At 40.5% G+C, this 25,819-nt stretch carries 20 protein-coding genes, 16 tRNA genes, 3 rRNA genes and 1 pseudogene; 32 read left to right on the top strand and 8 right to left on the bottom strand.

Annotated elements, in window-relative coordinates; genetic code table 11:
• Window positions 1–5: 5 nt before the first annotated feature.
• Complete coding sequence (gene nikC / locus AC3WSO_RS21115) at window positions 6–899, top strand: nickel transporter permease (protein ID WP_492533428.1); 894 nt, start codon at window positions 6–8, stop codon at window positions 897–899.
• Window positions 900–1,073: 174 nt separating this feature from the next.
• Here nikC and AC3WSO_RS21110 read toward each other — a convergent pair whose 3' ends face one another.
• Window positions 1,074–2,162, bottom strand: a complete 1,089-nt coding sequence (locus AC3WSO_RS21110) for an FUSC family protein (protein ID WP_492533426.1) — start codon at window positions 2,160–2,162, stop codon at window positions 1,074–1,076.
• A 306-nt stretch (window positions 2,163–2,468) separates the two neighbouring features.
• A complete protein-coding gene (locus AC3WSO_RS21105; protein WP_492533424.1) occupies window positions 2,469–3,755 on the bottom strand; it encodes a glutamate-1-semialdehyde 2,1-aminomutase in 1,287 nt (428 codons plus the stop codon).
• Between the two features lie 131 nt (window positions 3,756–3,886).
• On the opposite strand from AC3WSO_RS21105, the gene bcp reads away from it, so the two are divergent.
• The 3 genes from bcp to perR all read left to right on the top strand — a co-directional run bounded on the left by bcp (window position 3,887) and on the right by perR (window position 5,994).
• Window positions 3,887–4,363: a thioredoxin-dependent thiol peroxidase gene (bcp, locus tag AC3WSO_RS21100; protein ID WP_492533422.1), complete on the top strand. Its 477-nt coding sequence runs from the start codon at window positions 3,887–3,889 to the stop codon at window positions 4,361–4,363.
• Window positions 4,360–5,304, top strand: coding sequence for a D-2-hydroxyacid dehydrogenase (locus AC3WSO_RS21095; RefSeq protein ID WP_492533420.1), 945 nt, complete (start codon window positions 4,360–4,362; stop codon window positions 5,302–5,304). The genes bcp and AC3WSO_RS21095 overlap by 4 nt, the downstream gene beginning before the upstream one ends.
• Before the next feature lie 246 nt (window positions 5,305–5,550).
• Window positions 5,551–5,994 carry a peroxide-responsive transcriptional repressor PerR gene (gene perR / locus AC3WSO_RS21090; protein WP_139377005.1) on the top strand — a complete coding sequence of 148 codons (444 nt, stop codon included), beginning with the start codon at window positions 5,551–5,553 and terminating at the stop codon, window positions 5,992–5,994.
• 25 nt (window positions 5,995–6,019) lie between these two features.
• On the opposite strand, the gene AC3WSO_RS21085 is transcribed toward perR, so the two are convergent.
• Window positions 6,020–6,370, bottom strand: coding sequence for a YgzB family protein (locus tag AC3WSO_RS21085; protein WP_079564327.1), 351 nt, complete (start codon window positions 6,368–6,370; stop codon window positions 6,020–6,022).
• A gap of 209 nt (window positions 6,371–6,579) precedes the next feature.
• On the opposite strand from AC3WSO_RS21085, the gene AC3WSO_RS21080 reads away from it, so the two are divergent.
• The 24 genes from AC3WSO_RS21080 (at window position 6,580) to AC3WSO_RS20965 (ending at window position 17,666) form a co-directional block, all read left to right on the top strand.
• Window positions 6,580–7,473 carry a nucleotidyltransferase-like protein gene (locus AC3WSO_RS21080; RefSeq protein ID WP_197143526.1) on the top strand — a complete coding sequence of 298 codons (894 nt, stop codon included), beginning with the start codon at window positions 6,580–6,582 and terminating at the stop codon, window positions 7,471–7,473.
• 343 nt (window positions 7,474–7,816) lie between these two features.
• A 16S ribosomal RNA gene (locus AC3WSO_RS21075) occupies window positions 7,817–9,368 on the top strand.
• A 183-nt stretch (window positions 9,369–9,551) separates the two neighbouring features.
• Window positions 9,552–12,479 (top strand): 23S ribosomal RNA (locus tag AC3WSO_RS21070).
• A 116-nt stretch (window positions 12,480–12,595) separates the two neighbouring features.
• Window positions 12,596–12,711 (top strand): 5S ribosomal RNA (gene rrf / locus AC3WSO_RS21065).
• The 16S, 23S and 5S rRNA genes sit together here with 16 tRNA genes alongside, the layout of an rRNA operon.
• 16 nt (window positions 12,712–12,727) lie before the next feature.
• Window positions 12,728–12,804, top strand: a tRNA-Asn gene (locus tag AC3WSO_RS21060).
• A gap of 5 nt (window positions 12,805–12,809) precedes the next feature.
• Window positions 12,810–12,901, top strand: a tRNA-Ser gene (locus AC3WSO_RS21055).
• Between the two features lie 30 nt (window positions 12,902–12,931).
• Window positions 12,932–13,006: transfer RNA gene (locus AC3WSO_RS21050), tRNA-Glu, on the top strand.
• A gap of 14 nt (window positions 13,007–13,020) precedes the next feature.
• A tRNA-Val gene (locus tag AC3WSO_RS21045) sits at window positions 13,021–13,096 on the top strand.
• A gap of 25 nt (window positions 13,097–13,121) precedes the next feature.
• A tRNA-Met gene (locus tag AC3WSO_RS21040) sits at window positions 13,122–13,196 on the top strand.
• Window positions 13,197–13,200: 4 nt separating this feature from the next.
• Window positions 13,201–13,276 (top strand) — tRNA-Asp (locus tag AC3WSO_RS21035).
• Window positions 13,277–13,290: 14 nt separating this feature from the next.
• Window positions 13,291–13,366 (top strand) — tRNA-Phe (locus tag AC3WSO_RS21030).
• Window positions 13,367–13,375: 9 nt separating this feature from the next.
• Window positions 13,376–13,451: transfer RNA gene (locus AC3WSO_RS21025), tRNA-Thr, on the top strand.
• Between the two features lie 9 nt (window positions 13,452–13,460).
• Window positions 13,461–13,544 (top strand) — tRNA-Tyr (locus AC3WSO_RS21020).
• Between the two features lie 9 nt (window positions 13,545–13,553).
• Window positions 13,554–13,627, top strand: a tRNA-Trp gene (locus tag AC3WSO_RS21015).
• A gap of 16 nt (window positions 13,628–13,643) precedes the next feature.
• Window positions 13,644–13,719, top strand: a tRNA-His gene (locus tag AC3WSO_RS21010).
• A 32-nt stretch (window positions 13,720–13,751) separates the two neighbouring features.
• Window positions 13,752–13,827 (top strand) — tRNA-His (locus tag AC3WSO_RS21005).
• A gap of 17 nt (window positions 13,828–13,844) precedes the next feature.
• Window positions 13,845–13,919: transfer RNA gene (locus AC3WSO_RS21000), tRNA-Gln, on the top strand.
• A gap of 6 nt (window positions 13,920–13,925) precedes the next feature.
• Window positions 13,926–14,000 (top strand) — tRNA-Gly (locus tag AC3WSO_RS20995).
• Window positions 14,001–14,008: 8 nt separating this feature from the next.
• Window positions 14,009–14,082, top strand: a tRNA-Cys gene (locus AC3WSO_RS20990).
• A 47-nt stretch (window positions 14,083–14,129) separates the two neighbouring features.
• Window positions 14,130–14,210: transfer RNA gene (locus tag AC3WSO_RS20985), tRNA-Leu, on the top strand.
• Between the two features lie 529 nt (window positions 14,211–14,739).
• Window positions 14,740–15,297, top strand: a complete 558-nt coding sequence (gene thpR, locus AC3WSO_RS20980; RefSeq protein ID WP_492533417.1) for an RNA 2',3'-cyclic phosphodiesterase — start codon at window positions 14,740–14,742, stop codon at window positions 15,295–15,297.
• 180 nt (window positions 15,298–15,477) lie between these two features.
• Entirely contained in the window at window positions 15,478–16,512 is a 1,035-nt protein-coding gene (locus tag AC3WSO_RS20975; protein WP_492533415.1) for an ABC transporter permease, read from the top strand.
• Between the two features lies 1 nt (window position 16,513).
• Entirely contained in the window at window positions 16,514–17,200 is a 687-nt protein-coding gene (locus AC3WSO_RS20970; protein ID WP_492533413.1) for an ABC transporter ATP-binding protein, read from the top strand.
• A gap of 178 nt (window positions 17,201–17,378) precedes the next feature.
• The gene (locus AC3WSO_RS20965; RefSeq protein WP_492533411.1) at window positions 17,379–17,666 is read left to right on the top strand and encodes a hypothetical protein; all 288 of its coding nucleotides are present in this window, start codon (window positions 17,379–17,381) and stop codon (window positions 17,664–17,666) included.
• Window positions 17,667–17,906: 240 nt separating this feature from the next.
• On the opposite strand, the gene AC3WSO_RS20960 is transcribed toward AC3WSO_RS20965, so the two are convergent.
• Genes AC3WSO_RS20960 through AC3WSO_RS20950 form a run of 3 tightly spaced genes read right to left on the bottom strand, consistent with a single transcriptional unit; the run spans window position 17,907 to window position 20,034 of the window.
• Window positions 17,907–18,722, bottom strand: coding sequence for an SDR family NAD(P)-dependent oxidoreductase (locus AC3WSO_RS20960; protein WP_492533409.1), 816 nt, complete (start codon window positions 18,720–18,722; stop codon window positions 17,907–17,909).
• A 19-nt stretch (window positions 18,723–18,741) separates the two neighbouring features.
• The gene (locus AC3WSO_RS20955; protein ID WP_492533407.1) at window positions 18,742–19,437 is read right to left on the bottom strand and encodes an SGNH/GDSL hydrolase family protein; all 696 of its coding nucleotides are present in this window, start codon (window positions 19,435–19,437) and stop codon (window positions 18,742–18,744) included.
• Entirely contained in the window at window positions 19,438–20,034 is a 597-nt protein-coding gene (locus AC3WSO_RS20950; RefSeq protein WP_492533405.1) for a TetR/AcrR family transcriptional regulator, read from the bottom strand.
• A 226-nt stretch (window positions 20,035–20,260) separates the two neighbouring features.
• On the opposite strand from AC3WSO_RS20950, the pseudogene AC3WSO_RS20945 reads away from it, so the two are divergent.
• Window positions 20,261–20,609 (top strand): annotated as a pseudogene (locus AC3WSO_RS20945) (VOC family protein).
• A gap of 101 nt (window positions 20,610–20,710) precedes the next feature.
• Here AC3WSO_RS20945 and AC3WSO_RS20940 read toward each other — a convergent pair.
• Window positions 20,711–21,454 (bottom strand): arylamine N-acetyltransferase family protein, encoded by a 744-nt coding sequence (locus AC3WSO_RS20940; RefSeq protein WP_492533403.1) that lies wholly within the window; start codon window positions 21,452–21,454, stop codon window positions 20,711–20,713.
• 204 nt (window positions 21,455–21,658) lie between these two features.
• On the opposite strand from AC3WSO_RS20940, the gene nagB reads away from it, so the two are divergent.
• The 3 genes from nagB (at window position 21,659) to AC3WSO_RS20925 (ending at window position 23,643) form a co-directional block, all read left to right on the top strand.
• Window positions 21,659–22,372, top strand: a complete 714-nt coding sequence (gene nagB, locus AC3WSO_RS20935; RefSeq protein WP_492534439.1) for a glucosamine-6-phosphate deaminase — start codon at window positions 21,659–21,661, stop codon at window positions 22,370–22,372.
• A 78-nt stretch (window positions 22,373–22,450) separates the two neighbouring features.
• A complete protein-coding gene (locus AC3WSO_RS20930) occupies window positions 22,451–22,717 on the top strand; it encodes a hypothetical protein (RefSeq protein ID WP_492533401.1) in 267 nt (88 codons plus the stop codon).
• A 23-nt stretch (window positions 22,718–22,740) separates the two neighbouring features.
• Window positions 22,741–23,643, top strand: coding sequence for a S66 peptidase family protein (locus AC3WSO_RS20925; RefSeq protein ID WP_492533399.1), 903 nt, complete (start codon window positions 22,741–22,743; stop codon window positions 23,641–23,643).
• Window positions 23,644–23,692: 49 nt separating this feature from the next.
• On the opposite strand, the gene AC3WSO_RS20920 is transcribed toward AC3WSO_RS20925, so the two are convergent.
• Window positions 23,693–25,279, bottom strand: coding sequence for a catalase (locus AC3WSO_RS20920; protein WP_492533397.1), 1,587 nt, complete (start codon window positions 25,277–25,279; stop codon window positions 23,693–23,695).
• Window positions 25,280–25,819 lie beyond the last annotated feature (540 nt).

Below are 25,819 nucleotides of genomic sequence, written 5' to 3'. Positions count from 1 at the left end.
CAATAATGACTGGAGCCATGGATGTAAAAACAGAAGCAGCACCAAGTCGTGAACGAGCGGCAGGTCCTTGGAGAGAAGGCTGGCGTAGCTTTAAAAAGAGTAAAATCTCCCTGGTAGGTGCAGGCATTGTACTATTTTTTATTATGCTTGCTATATTTGGCTCGATGATTGCTCCTGAAGGAATGAATGAACAAAATCTTTCGAATCGTTTATTAGCACCGTCAAGTGAGCATTGGTTTGGCACAGATGACTTCGGGCGGGATATCTTCTCTAGAGTTATACATGGGGCTAGTATTTCTTTGAAGGTAGGCTTTTTTTCAGTTATTCTTTCTGTAATTGTAGGTAGTTTCCTTGGCATTATTGCGGGTTATTATGGAAGATGGATTGATACGATAATCTCGCGTATTTTCGATATTTTGTTAGCGTTCCCTAGTATTTTACTAGCTATTGCGATAGTAGCAGTACTTGGACCATCATTACAAAATGCATTGCTTGCCATTGCTATTATTAACGTGCCGAATTTCGGGCGCTTAATTCGTTCGAAAGTATTGAGTGTTAAAGAAGAGGAATATATTGTAGCAGCAAAGGCCATCGGAATGCGTGATTCACGGATTTTATTCTCGCATATTTTGCCAAATTCGATGACGCCAATCATCGTACAAGGAACACTAGCGATAGCGACAGCAATTATTGAAGCAGCGGCATTAGGCTTCCTTGGATTAGGAGCTCAAGCACCCGCACCAGAATGGGGGAAAATGCTGGCGGATGCCCGCGTATATTTATTAAAGGCTCCGTGGACGATGATTTTCCCAGGCTTAGCTATTATGTTAACGGTTCTCGGTTTTAATCTTATGGGTGACGGTCTACGTGATGCGCTTGACCCGAAAATGAAAAGCTAATAAAAAAGAGCGAAGGGGTGGATATAATGCCAACCCTTCGCTCTTTTGCTAATCAATTATGCCTCGGTATAATTGCGTCCAGAATCGGCTTTGTGCTTAGGTTTCACTTACGTTACATAAAACACTTGTAACTGCCGTTTCACTTACGTTACATAAAACACTTGCAGAAAGAAGTTAAACAAATTCCTCTTCAAATTCCACATTGATTTCATGACCATGATGAGTTTGATACGACACAATGAGCGTATCCAAATGCTCCAGGTTTTCTTCGTAATCTAAAATACGCGATAAAATATAAAGCAAGTGATAGCTCGAGAATTCTGTATCGCCTTCATCATGCGCATAAGTTATTTGTTTTATGAATATTTCCATTAACTCGTTACGCTGAACATAATCAATATGTTTACTCCACTCTGAATGCTCGGGCTTTAATTTCCCTGTATATTTCAGTAGTAGCTGTTCATGGTAAGTTAGTAGGAAATCAAGTCGCTCTTGAATCATTAAATGAAATTGCGTCGGTAGCTGCGCTAATTCATTTTCATGATTATGAAGACGATGAAGCAGCTCTAAACTTTTCTTTGACGTTGTGATCATTTGACGATAAACAACTAATTTACGTGATTTTACAAACTTTTTATTTTTAAAGTAATTACGCTCTTCCTTATAAAAATCATACAGTGTGTCAACTCGTTGCATACGAGACTTAAATTTGCTTAATGCTTCTTTTGTAGAAGTATGCTCAGATGCCTGGCGAACAGCAAGTCGCGTCCATCGGATAATATCATCTTGTAAAAAGTAAATCTTACGGAAAAGCTTTACTTCATATTTTGGTGGTAGGAAGAACAGATTGACAACAAATGCTGCTAACACCCCAACTAGTATGGTAACAAAGCGAATAAGACCAAATGTAAGAAAGTCATCTCCTTGAAACTCCATAATTGCTACAACTGTAACAAGTGCGAGAGACAACGATTTTTCAAGTTTAAATTTCAACATGATACCGATCGCAACAATGACTGCAATGCCAATTGCCACTACGTGGTGACTAAAAAGCAAGCCGAAAATGACCGCGATGGTAGCTCCTATAATGTTGGCTTGTACTTGCTCAACAATTGTTTGATAGGAACGATAAATAGATGGCTGAATCGCAAAGATTGCTGCAATTCCTGCGAAAACAGGTGAAGGTAGCTCTAGCAGCTCAGCAATAAATAGTGCAAACACGATGGCAACACCAGTTTTAAATACACGGGCACCTAATTTCATAGAAAATGGATGTCCTTTCTGTCTAAAATTTTAACTTCTTTCAGTAGAAGTTCCCTGCCTCAATAGGGATGATCTAAATACGGTTTAGTTCCTTTTTAGCAGATGTCTAAAAATCCGTTGAAGAGGAACTCAGGCTTCATAATTGATGCTTCTCTACATTATAGAAGGAAGTGCTCATAAAATACATAGATTTGTATGTCATTTACAGAAAAAGACGACTCACAGGGGAGTCGTCTTTAAAAGTTAACTTTAGCAACTGTTCTAAATTGCTCTAATTACTAAGCGTTTAGCCGTTACATTTACAAACTACAATTGTGAAAATGCAATATCTACCGCTTTAATTGTTTCAAGAATATCTGCTTCTGTATGCTCTGTTGTTAAGAACCATGCTTCATATTTTGATGGCGCTAAATTAATGCCTTGTGCAAGCATTAATTTAAAGAAGCGACCAAAGATTTCACCGTCTGAGTTTTCAGCCTGCTCATAGTTTTCTACTGTCACATCTGTAAAGTAAATTGTAAGAGCACCTTTAAGGCGATTAACAGTAATTGTTACATCGTGTTTTTTAGCTGCAGTCAGGATACCTTCCTCTAAAATAGCTCCAAGACGATCCATTTCATCATAAATACCTGGAGTTTGTAATACTTCTAGACAGGCAATACCAGCTTGCATAGAGGCAGGGTTTCCTGCCATTGTACCCGCTTGATAGGCTGGTCCAAGTGGAGCAACTGTATCCATTATTTCTTTGCGGCCGCCGTATGCACCGATTGGTAAACCACCGCCGATTACTTTGCCTAGCGCTGTTAGGTCAGGTGTTAAGCCTAACAAGTTTTGGGCACCGCCGTAGTGGAAGCGGAAAGCAGTAATAACTTCATCGTAAATAGTTAATGCACCTTTTTCCTTCGCTGTAGCATGCACTAATTCTAGGAAGCCAGGGTTTGGCTCTACAATACCGAAGTTCCCAACGATAGGCTCTATTAAAATGGCTGCGATTTGATCGCCCCATTTATCCATTGCTTCTGTAAATGCTTCAGGGTTGTTAAATGGTACTGTGATTACTTCTTCGGCTGTTGAAGTTGTAACACCCGCTGAGTCTGGAGTACCTAATGTCGCAGGACCAGAACCAGCAGCTACTAATACTAAGTCAAAGTGACCATGGTAGCATCCAGCAAATTTCATAACTTTCGTACGGCCAGTATAAGCACGTGCTACACGAACTGTAGTCATGACAGCTTCTGTACCAGAGTTATTAAAGCGTACTTTATCCATAGATGGCATTGCTTCTTTAAGCATTTTAGCAAAAGTAACCTCGTATTCAGTTGGAGTCCCAAATAAAGTGCCATTTTCAGCTGCGTGTGTAATAGCCTTTGCAATATGTGGGTGACCGTGACCAGTAACGATTGGACCGTAAGCTGCTAGATAGTCGATATAACGGTTGCCATCAACATCCCAAAAATAAGCACCTTTCCCACGAGCCATAGCAACAGGTGAACCTCCACCGACTGCTTTATAAGAACGAGAAGGGCTATTTACTCCACCAACGATATGCTGTAGCGCTTCTGCGTGTACTGCTTCAGATTTTGTGTGATTCATATATACTGCCTCCTAAATCTTTATACTTCATCTATTGTAGACCTATCAGTGCAAGAAATCCAAAGAAATTAAGGGATATGATTTGTTTTGCTATTTAGAGTAAAATAAAGCGTACAGAGGAGGAGATTGATATGGCTTTAATAGAAGGTAAAAAAGCACCGGATTTTTCCCTTATGAATGAAAAAGAAGAAGTAGTAAAGTTAGCGGATTTCAAAGGACAAAATGTTATTTTATATTTTTATCCTAAAGATATGACACCAGGCTGTACTACGGAGGCTTGTGACTTCCGTGATAAACATGAGGATTTTAGTAAATTAAATGCAGTTGTGCTTGGTATTAGTCCTGACGAAGCTAAAAGGCATATCAAATTTATAGATAAACATGGATTACCATTTTCACTATTAGTGGATGAGGATCATGCCGTGGCAGAGGCGTATGGAGTTTGGGTGCTGAAGAAGATGTATGGACGTGAATATATGGGGATTGAACGTTCAACATTTTTAATTGATACAGAAGGAAATTTGATAAAGGCTTGGCGTAAAGTACGTTTGAAAAATCATATTGAAGAAGTATATACATATTTAGCAGAATGGGAGGCAAAGCAATGAGAATTTATTTTACATTTGAACCAAGACCAGATTTACGTGAGCCACTAGTAGCAGAATTTCCACAAGTGGATTTTGTTTTTGAAAATGGATTATCAAATAATGAGCTACAAGAAGCGGATGTGCTCGTGACATATGGTGAAGATTTAAATGATGAAAATATTCAGTATGCGACAAAGGTTAAATGGATTTTTGTAGCTTCAGCGGGGATCGAAAAAATGCCAGCTCAAGCCATTATTGACCGAGGAATAGTTGTTTCGAATGTGCGTGGCATTCATAAAACGCCAATGGCAGAATCAATGCTTGCTCATATTTTAGCGATTAAGCGTGCACTACCATGGGTGTATGAACAGCAGAAGAAAAGTGAATGGTCAAAAAAAGCGAAACAAACCGAGTTGCGAGATAGCACAGCACTTATTTTGGGGCCTGGAGCTATTGGCTCGGAAGTAGGTCGCTTATTGCAAGCTTTTGGTGTTTCGACAATTGGCTGTAACCGTTCAGGGAACGGAGCGGCATATATGAAAGAGATGGTGAGTTTTGATCAATTAGCCGAAACTTTACCTAATGCTGATATTGTCATTTCAGTTTTACCAAAAACAGAAGAGACGACACATTTATTGAAAGCAGACCATTTTAAAGCGATGAAAAATGACGCCATTTTTATGAATTTTGGTCGTGGGAACTTAGTAGAAGAGACTGTTTTGATGCATACCATTCAAACAGGTGAAATTGGTTACGCTGTTTTAGATGTATTTGAACAAGAGCCTTTAGCGGCGGATCATCCAATATGGACTTTGCCGAATGTCATTGTGTCTCCGCATATTTCAAGCCACTCATCTCGCTATGTTGAACGTAGCTTAGCGATTTTTAAGCCGAATTTAGAGAAGTGGTTACGTGGTGAAACAGATGTAGAAAATAGGCTGGATTTATCAAGAGGTTATTGAAGCAACAATCCTAAACCAATTATGCCTCGGCATAATTGGTCCGGAATCGGCTTTGTGCTTGCACAAAGAACTCCTTTTCGATTTCCGTGACATCCGCCGGAGGCTTTAACTTCTTTCAGGTGTTTGGATACCCGCTGAAAGAAGTTAAAGTGAAATGTGTATGAATGTTGACAGAAGTAAGCTAAATTGGATACACTAATTATAACTATTATTAATTAATAATCTTTATGGAAGAGGTGCATGACGATGTCTGAAATGCATTTACAGGATGCACTTGACACGTTGAAAACAACTGGTGTTCGTATTACTCCTCAGCGTCATGCTATTTTGGAATATTTAATTCAAACAATGGCACATCCAACTGCCGATGAAATTTATAAAGCACTTGAAGGGAAATTCCCGAATATGAGTGTAGCGACTGTCTATAATAACCTTCGCGTATTTCGTGAAGTTGGTCTAGTGAAAGAGCTAACTTTCGGTGATGCTTCAAGCCGCTTTGATTTCGTTACAAACGATCATTATCATATGATTTGTGAATGCTGTGGAAAAATAGTCGACTTCCATTATCCTGGTCTCGACGAAATTGAACATTTTGCATCACAAGTAACAGGCTTTGATGTGCATGCGCATCGTTTAGAAATTTACGGCACTTGTCCATCGTGTAAAGATGTATCTGCAAAAGTACAATAAAAAAATCCTAGCTCTTCTATGAGGGCTAGGAATTTTTTGTCTTATTATAAGATTGATCGAACTCTTTTCCTTCTAGAGTTGGATCCAGAGTTAATGGTTCATTGCAGTACATACACATATCTACACGGCCTAATACTTTTGTATGCTTATGGCAATTAGGGCATTCGACTTGAACAGCTTTTGTTGAGAGCAGTCCAATCCATGCATAAACAACTGTACTACCAATAATACAAAGTACACCAAGGGTCATGAAAATTAAGACTAGAATAGGATAGTTTTTAAAGAAGATTCCCCCATACATAACTACAAAGCCGATAAAAATAAGTGCTAATGCGAATGAACGGATTTTATTAATTTTACTTTTGTAAGGTTTCATTTATCATCTTGCCTCCCAACCTAAAATCTACTATAACATATAAGAACAAAGTATTTTAGCTTTGAAAACGTGGAAAGAAGGATTACTTTTAGAGTATGTCGAAATTTTAACGAAATCAATTTCGCCTTGGCGTAATTGAGCACGGTGTAAATCCGTGATATCCACTGAATGAAGATAAAAGGTTACAAACAAATAGAGGGGGACTGAACATGGAACAAGTTTTGCGTCCAATATATCAGGAACGTGCAAGTCAGTCGAATACACTAGGCGTTATTTTGGTGGAAAAACGAGAGGAACAAAGTAATGTTACAGATACATTTGATACAATCTTACTTATTATCGTAAAAGAAGCAGAACAGCCAGTCTTTACGAAACATTACCTATATGAAGGAAATAAAGTAGCTTTACATACGGTTACCGAGAAAATAATACGAAAATGGCTGCTTATTGGCTCGAATAAAAAAGTGGTCGATTGGATTTTCTTTGGAAGAGTATTATTTGATCGTAATGAATTTCTTCATAAATTAAAAATTGAATTACAGGAGTTTCCATTTAGTGGTCGTAAAATCAAAACAGGCATTCAATTTTCAAAATTAATTCGTCGTTACTTAGAAGGAAAAGAATACTTTGATAAAGGTAGCTATCTTGATGCTTATAATCATGTAGTAGATTCGTTACATCATTTAGGCCGTTTATCCATAATTGATAGTGGACTTTATCCTGAAGTAACTGTTTGGGCGCAGGTGAAAAAAATAGAACCAGCGATTTATAAATTGTACGAGGAGCTCGTTACAAGTATTGAGCCAATAGAGAAACGATTAGAGCTATTGTTTTTAGCGAGTGAGTTTTTAATACATTCACGTACTCGAGACGGCGCCCAACATATTTTAGAAGTCATGCAAACAAAGGATACTTGGACTATTCAGGAATTGCATGATCATGGTGAGCTCATGAATTACTCAGTAGATTTAGAAGTATTTGTAGAATATCTAGTGGACAAAGGTTATATTCAAATTGAACCGATCGTTGCGAAAAGTGAGATGATATTCCACCGTCATTATAAGGTAAATAAAGAAGCTCTAGAAATGGAGCAAGGACTGTAGTATGCTAGTTATCGAGGTATGAAAAATACCTCGATATTTTCTATAAAAAAGTTATTGACTTTTAATTAATTGATATTGTATTATATTAATTGTCGCTAAGACATAATAAAAAACTCAACGAACGGAAAAAACTTTTTTAAAAAAGTTGTTGACATGAATTGAGTTAAATGTTAATATAAAGAAGTCGCTGAAAAAACAACGACAACGAAATGAACCTTGAAAACTGAACAAGCAAAACGTAATCAATAAAGTTTTCAGTAGCTAACCTTGAGTTAGTGAACGAAACAAAAATTTGGACATCAAACATGATGCCAGCAAAACAATTTGAGCTAATCAAATTTCTTTTATGGAGAGTTTGATCCTGGCTCAGGACGAACGCTGGCGGCGTGCCTAATACATGCAAGTCGAGCGAACAGAGAAGGAGCTTGCTCCTTTGACGTTAGCGGCGGACGGGTGAGTAACACGTGGGCAACCTACCTTATAGTTTGGGATAACTCCGGGAAACCGGGGCTAATACCGAATAATCTATTTTACTTCATGGTGAAATACTAAAAGACGGTTTCGGCTGTCGCTATAAGATGGGCCCGCGGCGCATTAGCTAGTTGGTGAGGTAACGGCTCACCAAGGCGACGATGCGTAGCCGACCTGAGAGGGTGATCGGCCACACTGGGACTGAGACACGGCCCAGACTCCTACGGGAGGCAGCAGTAGGGAATCTTCCACAATGGGCGAAAGCCTGATGGAGCAACGCCGCGTGAGTGAAGAAGGTTTTCGGATCGTAAAACTCTGTTGTAAGGGAAGAACAAGTACAGTAGTAACTGGCTGTACCTTGACGGTACCTTATTAGAAAGCCACGGCTAACTACGTGCCAGCAGCCGCGGTAATACGTAGGTGGCAAGCGTTGTCCGGAATTATTGGGCGTAAAGCGCGCGCAGGCGGTCCTTTAAGTCTGATGTGAAAGCCCACGGCTCAACCGTGGAGGGTCATTGGAAACTGGGGGACTTGAGTGCAGAAGAGGAAAGTGGAATTCCAAGTGTAGCGGTGAAATGCGTAGAGATTTGGAGGAACACCAGTGGCGAAGGCGACTTTCTGGTCTGTAACTGACGCTGAGGCGCGAAAGCGTGGGGAGCAAACAGGATTAGATACCCTGGTAGTCCACGCCGTAAACGATGAGTGCTAAGTGTTAGGGGGTTTCCGCCCCTTAGTGCTGCAGCTAACGCATTAAGCACTCCGCCTGGGGAGTACGGTCGCAAGACTGAAACTCAAAGGAATTGACGGGGGCCCGCACAAGCGGTGGAGCATGTGGTTTAATTCGAAGCAACGCGAAGAACCTTACCAGGTCTTGACATCCCGTTGACCACTGTAGAGATATGGTTTTCCCTTCGGGGACAACGGTGACAGGTGGTGCATGGTTGTCGTCAGCTCGTGTCGTGAGATGTTGGGTTAAGTCCCGCAACGAGCGCAACCCTTGATCTTAGTTGCCATCATTTAGTTGGGCACTCTAAGGTGACTGCCGGTGACAAACCGGAGGAAGGTGGGGATGACGTCAAATCATCATGCCCCTTATGACCTGGGCTACACACGTGCTACAATGGACGATACAAACGGTTGCCAACTCGCGAGAGGGAGCTAATCCGATAAAGTCGTTCTCAGTTCGGATTGTAGGCTGCAACTCGCCTACATGAAGCCGGAATCGCTAGTAATCGCGGATCAGCATGCCGCGGTGAATACGTTCCCGGGCCTTGTACACACCGCCCGTCACACCACGAGAGTTTGTAACACCCGAAGTCGGTGGGGTAACCTTTTGGAGCCAGCCGCCGAAGGTGGGATAGATGATTGGGGTGAAGTCGTAACAAGGTAGCCGTATCGGAAGGTGCGGCTGGATCACCTCCTTTCTAAGGATATTTTCGGAATACAAACCTAGGGTTTGTAAGATTACGTTTTGCGTTCAGTTTTGAAGGTTCATTCTTAACGAATGAAATACTTCAAAACTTGTTCTTTGAAAACTGGATAAAACGACATTGAAATAGTAACAAACACATTTATTTTTTAAGTTTTTTTTATAGGCTTAATAACTTGGTTAAGTTATTAAGGGCGCACGGCGAATGCCTTGGCACTAGGAGCCGATGAAGGACGGCACTAACACCGATATGCTTCGGGGAGCTGTAAGTGAGCTTTGATCCGGAGATTTCCGAATGGGGGAACCCACTACGTTTAATCGCGTAGTATCTTGACGTGAATACATAGCGTCTTGAAGGCAGACCCAGGGAACTGAAACATCTAAGTACCTGGAGGAAGAGAAAGAAAAATCGATTCCCTGAGTAGCGGCGAGCGAAACGGGAAGAGCCCAAACCAAGAGGCTTGCCTCTTGGGGTTGTAGGACACTCTATACGGAGTTACAAAAGAGCGAGTTAGATGAAGCGACTTGGAAAGGTCCGCCAGAGCAGGTAAAAGCCCTGTAGTCGAAAGTTCGTTCTCTCCTGAGTGGATCCTGAGTACGGCGGAACACGTGAAATTCCGTCGGAATCCGGGAGGACCATCTCCCAAGGCTAAATACTACCTAGTGACCGATAGTGAACCAGTACCGTGAGGGAAAGGTGAAAAGCACCCCGGAAGGGGAGTGAAAGAGATCCTGAAACCGTGTGCCTACAAGTAGTTAGAGCCCGTTAATGGGTGATAGCGTGCCTTTTGTAGAATGAACCGGCGAGTTACGATTACGTGCGAGGTTAAGCTTTAGAAGGCGGAGCCGCAGCGAAAGCGAGTCTGAATAGGGCGAAATAGTACGTGGTCGTAGACCCGAAACCAGGTGATCTACCCATGTCCAGGGTGAAGGTGAGGTAACACTTACTGGAGGCCCGAACCCACGCACGTTGAAAAGTGCGGGGATGAGGTGTGGGTAGCGGAGAAATTCCAATCGAACTTGGAGATAGCTGGTTCTCTCCGAAATAGCTTTAGGGCTAGCCTCGTGATGAGAATACTGGAGGTAGAGCACTGTTTGGACTAGGGGGCCATCCCGGTTTACCGAATTCAGACAAACTCCGAATGCCAGATATTTATACACGGGAGTCAGACTGCGAGTGATAAGATCCGTAGTCAAAAGGGAAACAGCCCAGACCACCAGCTAAGGTCCCAAAGTAATCGTTAAGTGGAAAAGGATGTGGCGTTGCACAGACAACCAGGATGTTGGCTTAGAAGCAGCCATCATTTAAAGAGTGCGTAATAGCTCACTGGTCGAGTGACGCTGCGCCGAAAATGTATCGGGGCTAAACGATTCACCGAAGCTGTGGATTGACATCTACGATGTCAGTGGTAGGAGAGCGTTCTAAGTGCGTTGAAGTCAGATCGGAAGGACTGGTGGAGCGCTTAGAAGTGAGAATGCCGGTATGAGTAGCGAAAGACGGGTGAGAATCCCGTCCACCGTATGACTAAGGTTTCCTGAGGAAGGCTCGTCCGCTCAGGGTTAGTCGGGACCTAAGCCGAGGCCGATAGGCGTAGGCGATGGACAACAGGTTGATATTCCTGTACCACCTCCTCACCGTTTGAGAAATGGGGGGACGCAGTAGGATAGGGTAAGCGCGCTGTTGGATATGCGCGTCCAAGCAGTAAGGCGTGTGTGTAGGCAAATCCGCACACTGTAACGTTGAGCTGTGATGGCGAGTCCGTATGGACGAAGTTCCTGATTTCACACTGCCAAGAAAAGCCTCTATCGAGGTGAGAGGTGCCCGTACCGCAAACCGACACAGGTAGTCGAGGAGAGAATCCTAAGGTGTGCGAGAGAACTCTCGTTAAGGAACTCGGCAAAATGACCCCGTAACTTCGGGAGAAGGGGTGCTCTTGAGCGTGCAAGCGCATGAGAGCCGCAGTGAATAGGCCCAGGCGACTGTTTAGCAAAAACACAGGTCTCTGCAAAACCGTAAGGTGACGTATAGGGGCTGACGCCTGCCCGGTGCTGGAAGGTTAAGAGGAGTGGTTAGCGCAAGCGAAGCTGCGAATTGAAGCCCCAGTAAACGGCGGCCGTAACTATAACGGTCCTAAGGTAGCGAAATTCCTTGTCGGGTAAGTTCCGACCCGCACGAAAGGCGTAACGATCTGGGCACTGTCTCAACGAGAGACTCGGTGAAATTATAGTACCTGTGAAGATGCAGGTTACCCGCGACAGGACGGAAAGACCCCGTGGAGCTTTACTGTAGCCTGATATTGAATTTTGGTACAACTTGTACAGGATAGGTAGGAGCCAGAGATCTCGGAGCGCCAGCTTCGAAGGAGGCGTCGGTGGGATACTACCCTGGTTGTATTGAAATTCTAACCCATGCCCCTTAGCGGGGCAGGAGACAGTGTCAGGCGGACAGTTTGACTGGGGCGGTCGCCTCCTAAAAGGTAACGGAGGCGCCCAAAGGTTCCCTCAGAATGGTTGGAAATCATTCGTAGAGTGTAAAGGCACAAGGGAGCTTGACTGCGAGACCTACAAGTCGAGCAGGGTCGAAAGACGGGCTTAGTGATCCGGTGGTTCCGCATGGAAGGGCCATCGCTCAACGGATAAAAGCTACCCCGGGGATAACAGGCTTATCTCCCCCAAGAGTCCACATCGACGGGGAGGTTTGGCACCTCGATGTCGGCTCATCGCATCCTGGGGCTGTAGTCGGTCCCAAGGGTTGGGCTGTTCGCCCATTAAAGCGGTACGCGAGCTGGGTTCAGAACGTCGTGAGACAGTTCGGTCCCTATCCGTCGTGGGCGTAGGAAATTTGAGAGGAGCTGTCCTTAGTACGAGAGGACCGGGATGGACACACCGCTGGTGTACCAGTTGTCTTGCCAAAGGCATCGCTGGGTAGCTATGTGTGGACGGGATAAGTGCTGAAAGCATCTAAGCATGAAGCCCCCCTCAAGATGAGATTTCCCATTACGCAAGTAAGTAAGATCCCTCAAAGACGATGAGGTAGATAGGTTCGAGGTGGAAGTGTGGTGACACATGGAGCTGACGAATACTAATCGATCGAGGACTTAACCAAAATGTTTGAAACATTCAATGCACCGTTTATCCAGTTTTGAAAGAATAAAAACTATTAAAAATATACTTGTAACTTCAACAAAGATATGTTATAATAAGTATTGTCTTTCAAAATAGTCTAGTGATGATGGCAAAGAGGTCACACCCGTTCCCATACCGAACACGGAAGTTAAGCTCTTTAGCGCCGATGGTAGTTGGGGGCTTCCCCCTGTGAGAGTAGGACGTCGCTAGGCTATATGATAAAATTATTCCGAAGTAGCTCAGTTGGTAGTAGCACCTGACTGTTAATCAGGTTGTCGCAGGTTCGAGTCCTGCCTTCGGAGCCATTCTTGGAGAGTTGTCCGAGTGGCCGAAGGAGCACGATTGGAAATCGTGTAGGCGGTTAACACTGTCTCAAGGGTTCAAATCCCTTACTCTCCGCCAGCACTTTAAGGATTTTCCATTCCAAACGATGGCCCCTTGGTCAAGTGGTTAAGACACCGCCCTTTCACGGCGGTAACACGGGTTCGAATCCCGTAGGGGTCACCATTTAATACCCAGATGGAGGATTAGCTCAGCTGGGAGAGCATCTGCCTTACAAGCAGAGGGTCGGCGGTTCGAGCCCGTCATCCTCCACCATTATTTAAATAAATCACCTTATTATCGCGGGGTGGAGCAGTGGTAGCTCGTCGGGCTCATAACCCGAAGGTCGTTGGTTCAAATCCGGCCCCCGCAACCAAAATGGTCCCGTGGTGTAGCGGTTAACATGCCTGCCTGTCACGCAGGAGATCGCCGGTTCGATCCCGGTCGGGACCGCCATTTTTTAAAAATATGGGTCAGTAGCTCAGTTGGTAGAGCATTAGATTGAAGCTCTAAGTGTCGGCGGTTCGATTCCGTCCTGACCCACCATATTTTTTTGCCGGTGTAGCTCAGTTGGTAGAGCAACTGACTTGTAATCAGTAGGTCGTGGGTTCGACTCCTATCGCCGGCACCATGTATTCCCGGAGGGGTAGCGAAGTGGCTAAACGCGGCGGACTGTAAATCCGCTCCTTAGGGTTCGGCGGTTCGAATCCGTCCCCCTCCACCAGTTTTTTATAGGGGCATAGTTTAACGGTAGAATAGAGGTCTCCAAAACCTTTGATGTGGGTTCGATTCCTACTGCCCCTGCCAATTAATTAATTTCATGGCGGTTGTGGCGAAGTGGTTAACGCACCTGATTGTGGTTCAGGCATTCGTGGGTTCGATTCCCATCAGTCGCCCCATTTAATTTAAAATAATAAAATATAATAATATGGCGGTTGTGGCGAAGTGGTTAACGCACCTGATTGTGGTTCAGGCATTCGTGGGTTCGATTCCCATCAGTCGCCCCATTTATATATTTAACTTTTGGGATATAGCCAAGCGGTAAGGCAACGGATTTTGATTCCGTCACGCCCTGGTTCGAATCCAGGTATCCCAGCCATTTATTGCGGAAGTAGTTCAGTGGTAGAACACCACCTTGCCAAGGTGGGGGTCGCGAGTTCGAACCTCGTCTTCCGCTCCAATTATTAAGGCGGCATAGCCAAGTGGTAAGGCACAGGTCTGCAACACCTTTATCACCGGTTCAAATCCGGTTGCCGCCTCCATAATTTATTACTCAATCGGTTTATCCGATTTTTTTTATCTCCATTGTGCCGGTGTGGCGGAATTGGCAGACGCGCACGACTCAAAATCGTGTTCCTTTGGAGTGTCGGTTCGACCCCGACCACCGGTATCTTTAGTTTAATTTACGTTACGATAAAAAAGTTAAGAAAGCTCATAAACCTTGATATGATAGGGTTTATGAGCTTTTTGCATTTCCTGAGAATAAGATAGAAAACGATAAGAATTGATTTTGTTTTACACAAATTTTACACATAATCAGATTTGTTTTACAGTAGTAATCCAAAGTGATGCACCAGCAGCACGAACGTTTTTGTAACAGCAGTAACAATAATAGAAGCTATTAAGTTAAACAGGAGTTTAACAAGGAGAAGGGAAATAAATATTGAGATAATAGGTGCTGTGGTAACAGGAACACCGAAAGCTGGGGAGTTATTTAATAAGAAAAGATAATAAGAAAAGATAATAAGAAAAGATAATAAGAAAAAAATAGATAAAAAGCAAAGTGGATTATTTAAATAGCAGGAATGTTTACTTTAGCTGAGCAGTATTCGCCTTTAGCGTGAGTAGTTATGGTTAAATTATAGTAGGAAAAGACATAATGCCTGTGAAGTAGCATTTACGATGAGAGAGGTATGATTATGAACAGACACTTTTTTATTGCGGTTCCACTTCCTTCAGACATTAAAGCAGCTCTTAATGTGAGAGGGGAAAAATTAAAAACAGACTTTCATTTTAAACGATGGGTTCATCAGGAAGATTATCACATCACTTTGGCTTTTTTAGGTCATGCGGATGAAGAGCAATTACAAGCTGTAATGAATGAAGCGAGGGGAAATCTTTTGAATGTTTCTCCATTCGAATTAAAAATTCAGGGGTTCAATACTTTTGGAAGAAAAGAATATCCAAGAATTTTATGGGCGGATCTGCTCGAATCGCGGCAATTAAAAGTTGTGCAAGAAATAGTATACCAAGACTGTATGAAGGTTGGATTTGAATTAGATAAGAAGCCCTTTGTCCCCCATATAACTGTTGCAAGAAAGTGGGATGAAGCATGCGGGAAAATTTCGTCAGAGGCATTGATGGAAGATAATTTTCAGCTTCCTGAATTTCTAGTAGAAGAAGTAGTTTTGTACGAATCAAGAATTGAGGAAACCCCAAAATATTATAAAAAAGCTGTCATTCGTTTAGAGGGCTAATGGATCTGTTAAAAGCGTACTATAATAATGATGAATATTACAATCAGCTCGTAAACCTAAAAAAGAAAAGGTTTATGAGCTTTTTTTTGTTAAAAGCATCTCATAATTAATAATTAGTTCATCTTCCGTTCATTTAAGGATTTTATGCTAAGGATGTAAAAAGGAATGGAGGAGTTAACGATGAATCTTGCGTGGAAAGAAATTAAGAAAAATAAAATAAGATTTTTAATATTAGGGTCAATTGTTTTTTTAGTTAGTTTATTAACTTTTATTATTTCTGGTTTGGCGAACGGATTGTCTCAAGATAATGCAGCTCTAATTAAGGATTTACCACAAGGTCAATTTTATATGAATGAGGATGCAGATCGAACTTATAATCTGTCAAAAATAGATAGTGGTACACAAAATGAAATATTGAGCAAAGAAAAAGATGCAGTAGCTTTTTCATTACAAATGGGCTTTTTAAATGATCAGGACGATAAGCAGCAAAGCGTTGCCTTTGTTACATCGACCGATTCAGCGTTATTTGAAAATGTGGAACATGAGGAAGTTATATTAGACAGTTCCATGAAAGATAAAGGAATTAAAGTAGGAGATACATTAACGAGTAATCAATTTGGTGGCAAGTTTGTAGTAAAGGGATTTGCCATCCAAAAGAAATATAGTCATGCACCTGTTGCCTATATTAATCAAGAGGATTATAAAGAAATTTATCGTGTGGATGAAATGCAGATGATTTTCGTACCAGACGGAGATTCTTCGAAAGAATTTGCTGGATTAGAATCATTTTCAAATAAAGAATTTCTTAACACAATCCCAAGTTATAACGCAGAACAAATGTCTTTAAATATGATTGTTTGGTTTTTAGTAGTCATTAGTGGGATGCTGTACGCCATCTTCTTCTATATGATGAATGTCCAAAAAATCGGCTTATACGGAATCTTAAAGGCGATTGGTTTGAAAACAAGCAAGTTATTCAAAATGATATGGACACAGATGGCCATCATTACAGTTATTTCACTTGTTTTATCTGTAACCTTTAGCCAGGCCTTTAATCTGATAGCGCCAAAAGGAATGCCATTCACTTTATCGATTGCGACAACAACACAATTATCGATCGTATTCCTAATTATTGGATTTGTAGGCGCTACAATTTCAGCAATCCAAATTAAAAAAATTGAACCATTACAAGCGATACAGCAAGGAGAGGCTTAATATGACTTTATTTAAAATCGATGAAGTTAGAAAAACGTTTACGACTGGCGAGGTAGATGAGGAAATACTAAAAGGGATAGATCTTTCATTAAAAGAAGGAGAAATAACTGCATTGGTAGGTGCATCTGGTTCCGGTAAAAGTACGCTATTGACAATTGCCGCGGGACTTCAACCTGCAACAGATGGATATGTTATATTTGAAGGAAAAAACCTGTCAATTATGAACGCTGAGGAGGTTCGAAAAGTACGAGCAAGTGAATTTGGGTTTGTCTTTCAATTTGCACACCTCGTACCTTTTCTTACAGTTGAGGACCAGCTGCTACTAATGCTAGATGTTTCTGAATCAAAATTAAATAAACAGGAACAAAAAAATGAAGTGGATCGCATATTAAAATTAGTAGGGATGGACCATCGGAAAATGGCCTATCCTCAATCATTGTCTGGCGGGGAGAAGCAACGTGTTGCAATTGCTCGTGCGATCATTCATAAACCAAAAGTTCTATTCGCAGATGAACCAACTGCAAGCTTAGATTCTCAACGATCAAAAGAGGTTATGATATTAATTAAGGATTTAACTAAATCGTTAAACATTACAACTTTAATGGTGACCCATGATGAAGGGATGCTTGCTTATACAGATCGTATTATAAAAATGAGCGATGGTGTCATTTTGCAAGATGATATTTAGATCGAGTAGTAGAAAGCCACAACCATAGCTTTTTGATGGTTGTGGTATTTTTTTTGAATCAATGGATGGTTGCAGTCTAGGCACAAATTACGAAATATTTTTAAAAGCCTAGTGTTAAGTTACCAAATCGATAAACGAAAGCAGCATATTGTAGAAGGAAAGGAGGAGGTGATTTGAAATGACGTTTGTTATTGCCTTAATAATTGTATTAGTAGGGTTAATAGCGGGATTCCAATTAAGCGAAGGAAGGTTAAAAAAAGGAAGATATATCATTTGGGGTATCATTATAATGATTGCGTTTGCACCATTTTTATCATATATAATTGGCGTATTGTATGGAGTATTGGTTAGAAACGGTTGGGCAGCATCGATTATGATGGTTTTATTTCCTATAATTTTTATCATAGGTCTTATTATTTTACTCTTAGGTATTTATAAGAAAAATGAAGAAGAGCATAAAAACTAGCTACTTGTCTCTTAAAAGGGGTTATTTCGTTCAGTGTTTTTGTTATCTAAATTAAAAAGGTAAAAAGCCGCGAGACTCCTAGAATTGTTTTTCAATGTAGTGTAAATGAAAATATAGCGAAGGAGACATATGCCTTCGTGTTCAAGATCCTATTTTTTGCACTGATGCGGCTCGTGCCTTGCCGGCAGAAAAGCATAGCGGTTTTTTACCATCCGGAAGAAAGCTTTTACCGTTACAAACTTATGTTAATCGAGCTTTTCGACTTACTTTACAGACCATTCTCATTAATGCCCTGTGTAACGAAGGTAAGATCGTAAAGACAACATCCATTGTTTTACGCATTGGCATAGGACAAATAATAGGCTTATTTTTGTGGACGCCTGCAATAGCGATTTTCGCTAGTTGCTGTGAAGACATCATTTTTTGCTTTTTCAATTGTTTGAACATCGCTGATTTATCGATATTAATAGCTGTTGCTTTATCAAAAATAGGTGTATCAACAAAAGTCGGACAAAGGGTACTTACCTTGATGCCAAATTCCTCAGCTTCATAGTGTAGTGATGTTGTTAAGCCTACAACAGCATGCTTCGTAGTTGAGTATGCAGTTGATATAGGAGATGGTCCCAAGCCTGCAGCTGATGATGTATTGATGATATGTCCAAAACCTTGCTCCTTCATGATTTGATACCCAATTTGTGTACCATAAACAACGCCCCAGAAATTAATATCCACAATGTCTTTCCAATCGTCAATTGACATATCATAAATTTCACCGTACATAGCTATACCAGCATTATTGAACAAATAATCTAATCGTTGAAATTCCTCATATACATTTGTAATGACATGTTCAACATTTTTGAAATTGATTACGTTTAATTCAACAAATCGAGCATTTGAAGTATCTTTATTTAGTTCTGCCTCTAGAAGACGTCCATCATGTTCGTTAATATCTGCAATAATGACAAATACATATCGACTTACTAACTCTTTGCAGATAGCCCTCCCTATACCTGATACACCACCAGTAACAATCGCAACCCTTCTCATAATCATCACCTCTTGTATGAATTCCTTAATGGACAGGGGCTTCCTGCAATTGAAGTCGTTTAATGACAGCTGAGTATTCTTCGACGACAAGCTCTGCTCCTTTACTATTTAAATGAATACCATCCAAAGTTAAATGTAGCCCTCTCTTTTTGGATAATCGATCAATACGTATAGGATTTTTATACAACAGTACATCTTTCATCACTCGTATAACATTGGTGTTCACATACCCCGAACTAGTAACATGTTTTAATTGATCTTCAAAAACCTCTTGCATATTTAAAAAGCTAACATTTTCATATTTAGAGGAAATGGAATGAATAATGGAGGAGAGCTCTTTTAATTCCATATTGGGATTATTTTTTATTTCCTCTCCTATTAAAGCTGGTGTTACTAAAACTACATGTTTAGAGAAGGCTAAAATCATTTTTAAAACATTTACATAGGAATCTTTAAACTCTTGATGATCTTTTGAAACCGGTTGTGCCTGCACTTTCAAAAGTTTAGTGTAGACATCATTGACACCAATCCAAAGAAAGCTAAGGTCATAAAAAGTAGCTAGCTTCGATTTCTCTAAACGAGTGAGTAAGCTTTTCACTGTCTCACCTGGTTTACCGAGATTATCAAATTCTATATGTTGATGTTTAGCTCTTAATCGTTTAAAAAATGAAACCCCTGGTCGACCTTCTGTTAAGCTGTCTCCGATACATGCAATTTTCATTTATATCCCACCTTTTTTAATTTCTCTTAAAAAAATGGTAACTGCCTGATTAAAGAGTGGTTCTAATGCTTTAAGCTCCTGCGTATTTGTCAACTGACATAAACCTCCTAGCCATGTACCTAGTAGAACTGTCCATTCATCAATATTGCCATTAACAAATTCTCCTCGATCAATGCCTTCTTGAAGGATTGCACGATAAGCACCCATCGGTAAAATCGCTAAATTGTATAATTGTTCCACTGATTCAGAGCTCGATTTTGGATTGGAAGCTAGTTCTTGCCCGGATCTTAATAAAGGTGTTTGGTAATGATAGAGAACATGCATGGCCATGCCATATAGTTTCTCTGCTGCCGTGAAGTAGATACACTCTTTTTGAAGCCATTTGTTGTGCCAATCTTGGATTGTTTGTTGTGCTAGAATTACAAAAAGCTTTTCTTTGTTTTCAAAATGGTAATAAATATGTCCCTTGCTGTAGCCTGAAGCGGTTGAAATATCTCCGACTGATGTTTGATTATAGCCCTTTTGAGAAAACAAACTAACCGCATGTTCCATAATTTCAACTTTTGCTTTCTCGCTATCATAACGTCTTTTATTCAATGATTTACCCCTTTATAACATTTGAACGGCCGTTCTAATTTTATTATACAATATTTTACTATTAAAAGAATGGTTAAATACCTAAGTCATCAAGTTTTAACAATTGTTACGGACTAGCCCGCTACAAAAGTTTCTTACCTTTTTGGCTAAGACATAATTTGGGTCGAGGGAATATTCACCAAACTGTTGAACGATTAATTATGCTTCAAAAATCAGGGGGGATAATATGGGGAGAGTAGTTGGGTTTGAATTAAATAGTCAGGAGCCAGAGAAAGCTGCTGCGTTTTATGCCAAGGTTTTTGGTTGGGAGGTAGCTGCACCTAATTGGGAATATAGGGGTGTAACAACTGGAGATGATAATAAATCAGGGATTAACGGCGGTATTGTAAAGGGGCCACATGACTATCCTTTTGGAACACGTATTCAAATTGAAGTTGATTCTAGATGAAGCTATTTCAAAGGCTACGCAAAATGGTGCCGTTATTGTACGAGATAAACTGGAATTTGATGAATTTTATCTTGCTTATTTGGTAGATCCAACTGGGCTTGGCTTTGGCATGATTCAAAACAAGTAACCTGACACTGATTAAGAATTCTCTGCAATGGATTGTGGGGGTTTTTTTGTTAATGCAACAGAAAAAGCAAGTCTCCCATTGATAAGGAGGCCTGCTTTTGTCTAATCTAATGTGATATGAAAAAAACGCTGAAGTGCTTGTCGCCAATCCTTTTCGTTATGAGTTGAATAGGTCGTTAGGGACTGCCCCTCATATATTCGGAATTCATTGTTAAGCATTGTATGTCGTCCGCGAGGGGTGCGAATCATAGCAATTTTATTTTTTTGTTTAGAAAGTCGTGGCGCAAACTTTGCATCGTTAGCGTCATCAAAAAAAGTATACAGTAAACGCCAACCGTGTTTTGTTTGTTCGTACAGCATCCAGCCGTTCACTTCATCTCGTTCAATTTTATAAAGTTCATTACCTTCACGGTGTTGATGCCCAGCTATTAGTGGCACTGGTTTACAAGGAGCTACTGCACCAACCCCAACATCTGAAATATATGATTGACCAGCAAAATGGACAAGCAATAGCTGGTGCATAGGTACAACCTCAACAGGAGTATCTGCTTCAACGTTACGCCAAAACTGTGCATAGCGATTGGTCACAGAAAAGCCAAGCTCGCGAAGTAGCCAACTAAATAAAATATTTAGTTCAAAGCAATTGCCTCCACGATGGTGAATAATAATTTTTTGAAAAAGGTCAGGGATAGCGAAGGAGATGCCGTATTTCAAGGCAACATCTAGGTTCTCATAAGGAATTATATGTAGATGTCTTGTTTGGAGCTGACTAAGTAACTTAATAGAAGGCTCTAAAGATCCTTGAAATTGAAGAAGCTTTAAATATTGCTGTATTTGTAAATTCATAATATCGCCTCACTCCTTATTAAATAACATAACCGAAATGGCTTAAGAATACACGCGATTATTAGTAAGAAAATAATAGAAAAATAGGTAAATAACTTGTAAAATTAAAATATTAGCTACTATAAGAATACTATTTCTATTAGTCTAGTTAATAATAATGATTGTAAGGTAGGTATACGAATGACAAGCGAAATTAAATGCGAAATGAAATGGATAGAAGTAAATTCATACGATGAAATGAGCGAAGTAGCAGCGGATATTTTCACTAAACAATTACAAGCAAAGCCAGCAAGTATTTTAGGATTAGCAACTGGCGGTTCTCCAGTAGGGATGTATAAAGAATTATTAAAACGCCAACAAGCTGGAACTATTTCTTTTAACGACGTGATCACTTTTAACCTAGACGAATATGTAGGTCTCGACCAATCAAGTCCCGCAAGTTATTGGACATTTATGCATGAGAACTTATTCAATCATGTAGATATTAAGGAAGAAAATATACATTTACCAAATGGCAAGGCAGAAAATTTAGATGCGGAGTGTGTTACTTATGATGCTCGCATCAAGGAAGTGGGAGGCATTGACCTTCAGCTATTAGGCATCGGCGTTAACGGACATATTGGCTTTAACGAACCGGGCACATCTTTCGAATCTCTGACTAATATCGTAGAGTTAACAGAATCTACACGCACAGAAAATGCCATCTATTTTGATGATTCTAAGGATGTACCGACGCACGCTATTACAATGGGCATTCAATCTATTATGAATGCCAAGGAAATCGTCTTAATTGCATTTGGTGAGAAAAAACTAGAGGCCATGGAAAAATTAAAAAGTGGGATCATCACTGAAGATTTCCCAGCAAGCCAATTATTAAACCATCCGAATGTAACGATTATTTACGGCGGAACAAAATAGAAATTAAGCGTAGACTTTATTTTATTTGAAGTCTGCGCTTATTTTTTTGAATTCGAAGGGACGGGGATAGGAATCAGAGTGACGGATAGAGTTGGCAAAGCGACGGAAAGAAAGACGAGAGCGACGGGAAGAAATGCGAGAGTGGCGGATAGAAAGACGAAAACGACGGATAGAACAGGCAAAATCGTGGATAGAACAGGCAAAATTGTGGATAAAACAATCAAAATCGTGGATAGCCCCGCCATAGCCCCGCCAAAGTCGGGCTATTCACCCGGACATTTAAAGATTGTAGGCATTAGCTTCGCCATTAATCAATGCTACAATATTATCTATATGCTAGAATGAGAAAAACAATAGGAGGGGTTAGGGTGAAAAGCACCGTATCACATTTAGAAAAGGGCGATATAGTTGGTCTTGTGGCTTTATCAAGTCAAGTAGAGCCCGAAAAGCTAGGAGTTGCAATAGCCTTTCTTGAAGAGTTAGGTCTTAATTATATAATTGGGGATACGATTCAGGCAAAGCATGATTATCTGGCAGGTAGTGATGAGGAACGTCTGGCTGACTTTCATGAGATGGTGAGAAATCCAGAGGTGAAAGCAATTTTTTGTGTTAAGGGAGGCTATGGCGCTGCTCGAATTGCGGAAAAGATTGACTACGGACTACTTGAGGAAAATCCGAAAATCTTCTGGGGCTTCTCTGATCTTACATATTTACATTGTGCGATTAATGAATATGCTAATTTAGTGACGTTTCATGGACCGCTCCTTATGTCTGTAGATAGAATAGATGATTTATCAAAGAAAATGTTTTTACAGTTATTTTCACCGATGGAGTTACAGTATACGGAGGATATTGCCCCGTTAACAACGATTGCACCTGGTATTGCTCGTGGTCAGATTATTGGTGGGAATTTACGTCGTCTTGTTAATACAATAGGTACTAAATTTGAAGTGCGCACGGAAAGTCGAATTTTATTGATTGAGGAGCTTGGAGAAACTATTCCAAAAATCGATGAGATGTTGCAGCAATTAAAACAAGCAAGAAAGCTTGAGCAATTAGCAGGAGTTATTATCGGTTCCTTTACACAAACAGAAGCGGATGAAGCGGCTCTATATACTTTAATGAAGGACTATTTTGCGGATTTAGACGTTCCGGTTGTAGCAGGCTTTAAAATTGGTCATGATTCAACGAATATTGCTATTCCATTAGGGGTAGATGCTATTTTAGATGCACAGGAAAAGTTACTGAAAATTTTGCCTGGTGTGCATTAAAAGAACGCTCAGCACTTTATATTGTGCTGAGCGTTTTACTGTAAGGTTATTAATAAGGCTCTGCGTCATGACCTTTATCTACTGCCTTGTTAGGCGCTTTATCACCATCAATATTGCCAAGTGGCTTTGATGAAGAAGAATCATTCTGAGCTTTTTGCAACCCTTCTTTTAACAAGCGACCATACTCCTCGTCTGCTTTCTCCGCTAATGCAATCATCGCCTCTTGAATGGCAATATTACAGACAGCTAAATCACGAATTAAATTTTCAAGCAGTTCATCTCGCTCCCATTGCTCAAAACTGCGATATGTTTCTCCAGCTTGCTTCGTATTACTTTGACGATCAATGGATTCCCGAACGAGATTACCTTCCACAAGTGGTGTGTGTTCTTTAGCCGTTTGGGTAGCTTCCTTTAAACCATTTAACATCGAAGGCTCATAGTTAATATGAGGATTTTGCCCTGGAGCTAAATCACGCTTATACATCATTTGACCACCATTTTGATTGGTTGCTACTCGTTTTTTAGGAGCATTGATAGGAAGTTGCAAATAGTTTGCACCTACACGATGACGCTGTGTATCAGAATAAGAGAAGGTACGACCTTGTAACATTTTATCATCTGAGAAATCCAATCCGTCCACAAGCACACCTGTACCGAATGTAGCCTGTTCAACCTCAGCGAAATAATCTTCTGGATTTTTATTTAACACCATCTTACCAACTGGATACCATGGGAACTGATCATTGGGCCAAAGCTTTGTATCATCTAATGGATCAAAATCAAGCTCTGGGTGCGGACCATCCTCCATAATTTGGACGTTAAGCTCCCATTCAGGGTAATCACAGTTTTCAATTGCATCGTATAAATCCTGTGTGGCATGATTAAAGTTTTTCTTTTGGATGTCTTCCGCTTCTTTTTGTGTTAAGTTTTTAATGCCTTGTAAAGGTTCCCAATGATATTTTACAAGGACAGCTTTGCCTTCATTATTGACCCATTTATACGTGTTAACGCCGGAGCCTTGCATCATTCGATAATTAGCTGGAATACCCCATGGTGAATAAATGAATGTCACCATATGGAAGGATTCTGGAGAGCTTGCGCAGAAATCAAAAAAGCGTTCAACGTCTTGAATATTTGTAATAGGGTCAGGCTTAAAGGCGTGAATCATATCCGGGAATTTCATAGCATCGCGGATAAAGAAAATTTTTAAATTATTGCCGACTAGATCCCAGTTACCATCCTCGGTATAAAACTTTACAGCAAAACCTCGTGGATCTCGTAATGTTTCTGGTGAATGGCCACCATGAATAACTGTTGAGAAACGCACAAAAACAGGCGTCTGCTTCCCTTTATCCTGAAATACTTTTGCCCTTGTATACTTAGAAATAGGATCATCCCCGACAACACTGTATGTCTCAAAATAACCATGTGCCCCTGCACCTCGCGCATGAACAACACGCTCAGGAACTCTTTCCCGGTCAAAGTGACTTATTTTTTCTATAAAATCATAGTTTTCAAGGGTTGCAGGACCTCGATTACTGACAGTTCGTATATTTTGATTTTTAGTAATAGGGTGCCCCTGTCGATTTGTCAAGGTCATGTCATGCTCGTCTGTTGAATCATGTTGGTTTGTCATTGTTTAACCCCTTTCTTTTGATATAGCCATTCTGTCCATATTAGAGGGCAAATAGACATGAAAAAAACTAGATGAGTGAGAGTTAACGAAAGTGAAATTATCAAAATATGATGTTGATTTTGCCTCTGTTGATATTCATTGCGAATGAAAGCGAATGAAAAAAGCCCTCCCACACACAAGGTGTAAGAGAGCTATTGGATGGTGTTTTCGAATGATTTAGTAAGTTTACAGGTATGGCCATTGCTTATAGTTGGTTAATAGTCATTGGTCATACAGTAACAGGTAACTTGTCATTGGTTTCGTTTAAGTTAGCTCCAAAAAGCTAGTTTTGAAAACAGCACATCCAATTCGATATGAAGTCTCATCGACTCCATAACCTATTGTATACATTTCCCAATGATATGAAAAGCTTTGATTCATCAGTATGTACGCATTGTAAATCGTTACTAATAAATTACATACTCTAATAGCGAGCAAAAATTCATATTTATTACAAATTTTTGAAAGACTCACAGTGACATACTGAGGATAAATTATTTT

The sequence above is a fragment of the Lysinibacillus sp. EB106-09-02-XG168 genome, from assembly GCF_058791475.1.
This window is presented reverse-complemented; position numbering and strand designations above follow the sequence as displayed.

What these genes read in the sequence shown, in the direction of transcription:
- AC3WSO_RS21095 (WP_492533420.1), top strand. Translation starts at nt 4,360, where the DNA reads ATGAGAATTTATTTTACATTTGAACCAAGACCAGATTTACGTGAGCCA.
- bcp (WP_492533422.1), top strand. Translation starts at nt 3,887, where the DNA reads ATGGCTTTAATAGAAGGTAAAAAAGCACCGGATTTTTCCCTTATGAAT.
- thpR (WP_492533417.1), top strand. Translation starts at nt 14,740, where the DNA reads ATGAACAGACACTTTTTTATTGCGGTTCCACTTCCTTCAGACATTAAA.
- AC3WSO_RS21080 (WP_197143526.1), top strand. Translation starts at nt 6,580, where the DNA reads ATGGAACAAGTTTTGCGTCCAATATATCAGGAACGTGCAAGTCAGTCG.
- AC3WSO_RS20955 (WP_492533407.1), bottom strand. Translation starts at nt 19,437, where the DNA reads ATGAAAATTGCATGTATCGGAGACAGCTTAACAGAAGGTCGACCAGGG.
- AC3WSO_RS21085 (WP_079564327.1), bottom strand. Translation starts at nt 6,370, where the DNA reads ATGAAACCTTACAAAAGTAAAATTAATAAAATCCGTTCATTCGCATTA.
- AC3WSO_RS20920 (WP_492533397.1), bottom strand. Translation starts at nt 25,279, where the DNA reads ATGACAAACCAACATGATTCAACAGACGAGCATGACATGACCTTGACA.
- AC3WSO_RS20975 (WP_492533415.1), top strand. Translation starts at nt 15,478, where the DNA reads ATGAATCTTGCGTGGAAAGAAATTAAGAAAAATAAAATAAGATTTTTA.
- AC3WSO_RS20965 (WP_492533411.1), top strand. Translation starts at nt 17,379, where the DNA reads ATGACGTTTGTTATTGCCTTAATAATTGTATTAGTAGGGTTAATAGCG.
- AC3WSO_RS21110 (WP_492533426.1), bottom strand. Translation starts at nt 2,162, where the DNA reads ATGAAATTAGGTGCCCGTGTATTTAAAACTGGTGTTGCCATCGTGTTT.
- AC3WSO_RS20940 (WP_492533403.1), bottom strand. Translation starts at nt 21,454, where the DNA reads ATGAATTTACAAATACAGCAATATTTAAAGCTTCTTCAATTTCAAGGA.
- nikC (WP_492533428.1), top strand. Translation starts at nt 6, where the DNA reads ATGACTGGAGCCATGGATGTAAAAACAGAAGCAGCACCAAGTCGTGAA.
- perR (WP_139377005.1), top strand. Translation starts at nt 5,551, where the DNA reads ATGTCTGAAATGCATTTACAGGATGCACTTGACACGTTGAAAACAACT.
- AC3WSO_RS20970 (WP_492533413.1), top strand. Translation starts at nt 16,514, where the DNA reads ATGACTTTATTTAAAATCGATGAAGTTAGAAAAACGTTTACGACTGGC.
- nagB (WP_492534439.1), top strand. Translation starts at nt 21,659, where the DNA reads ATGAAATGGATAGAAGTAAATTCATACGATGAAATGAGCGAAGTAGCA.
- AC3WSO_RS21105 (WP_492533424.1), bottom strand. Translation starts at nt 3,755, where the DNA reads ATGAATCACACAAAATCTGAAGCAGTACACGCAGAAGCGCTACAGCAT.
- AC3WSO_RS20960 (WP_492533409.1), bottom strand. Translation starts at nt 18,722, where the DNA reads ATGATTATGAGAAGGGTTGCGATTGTTACTGGTGGTGTATCAGGTATA.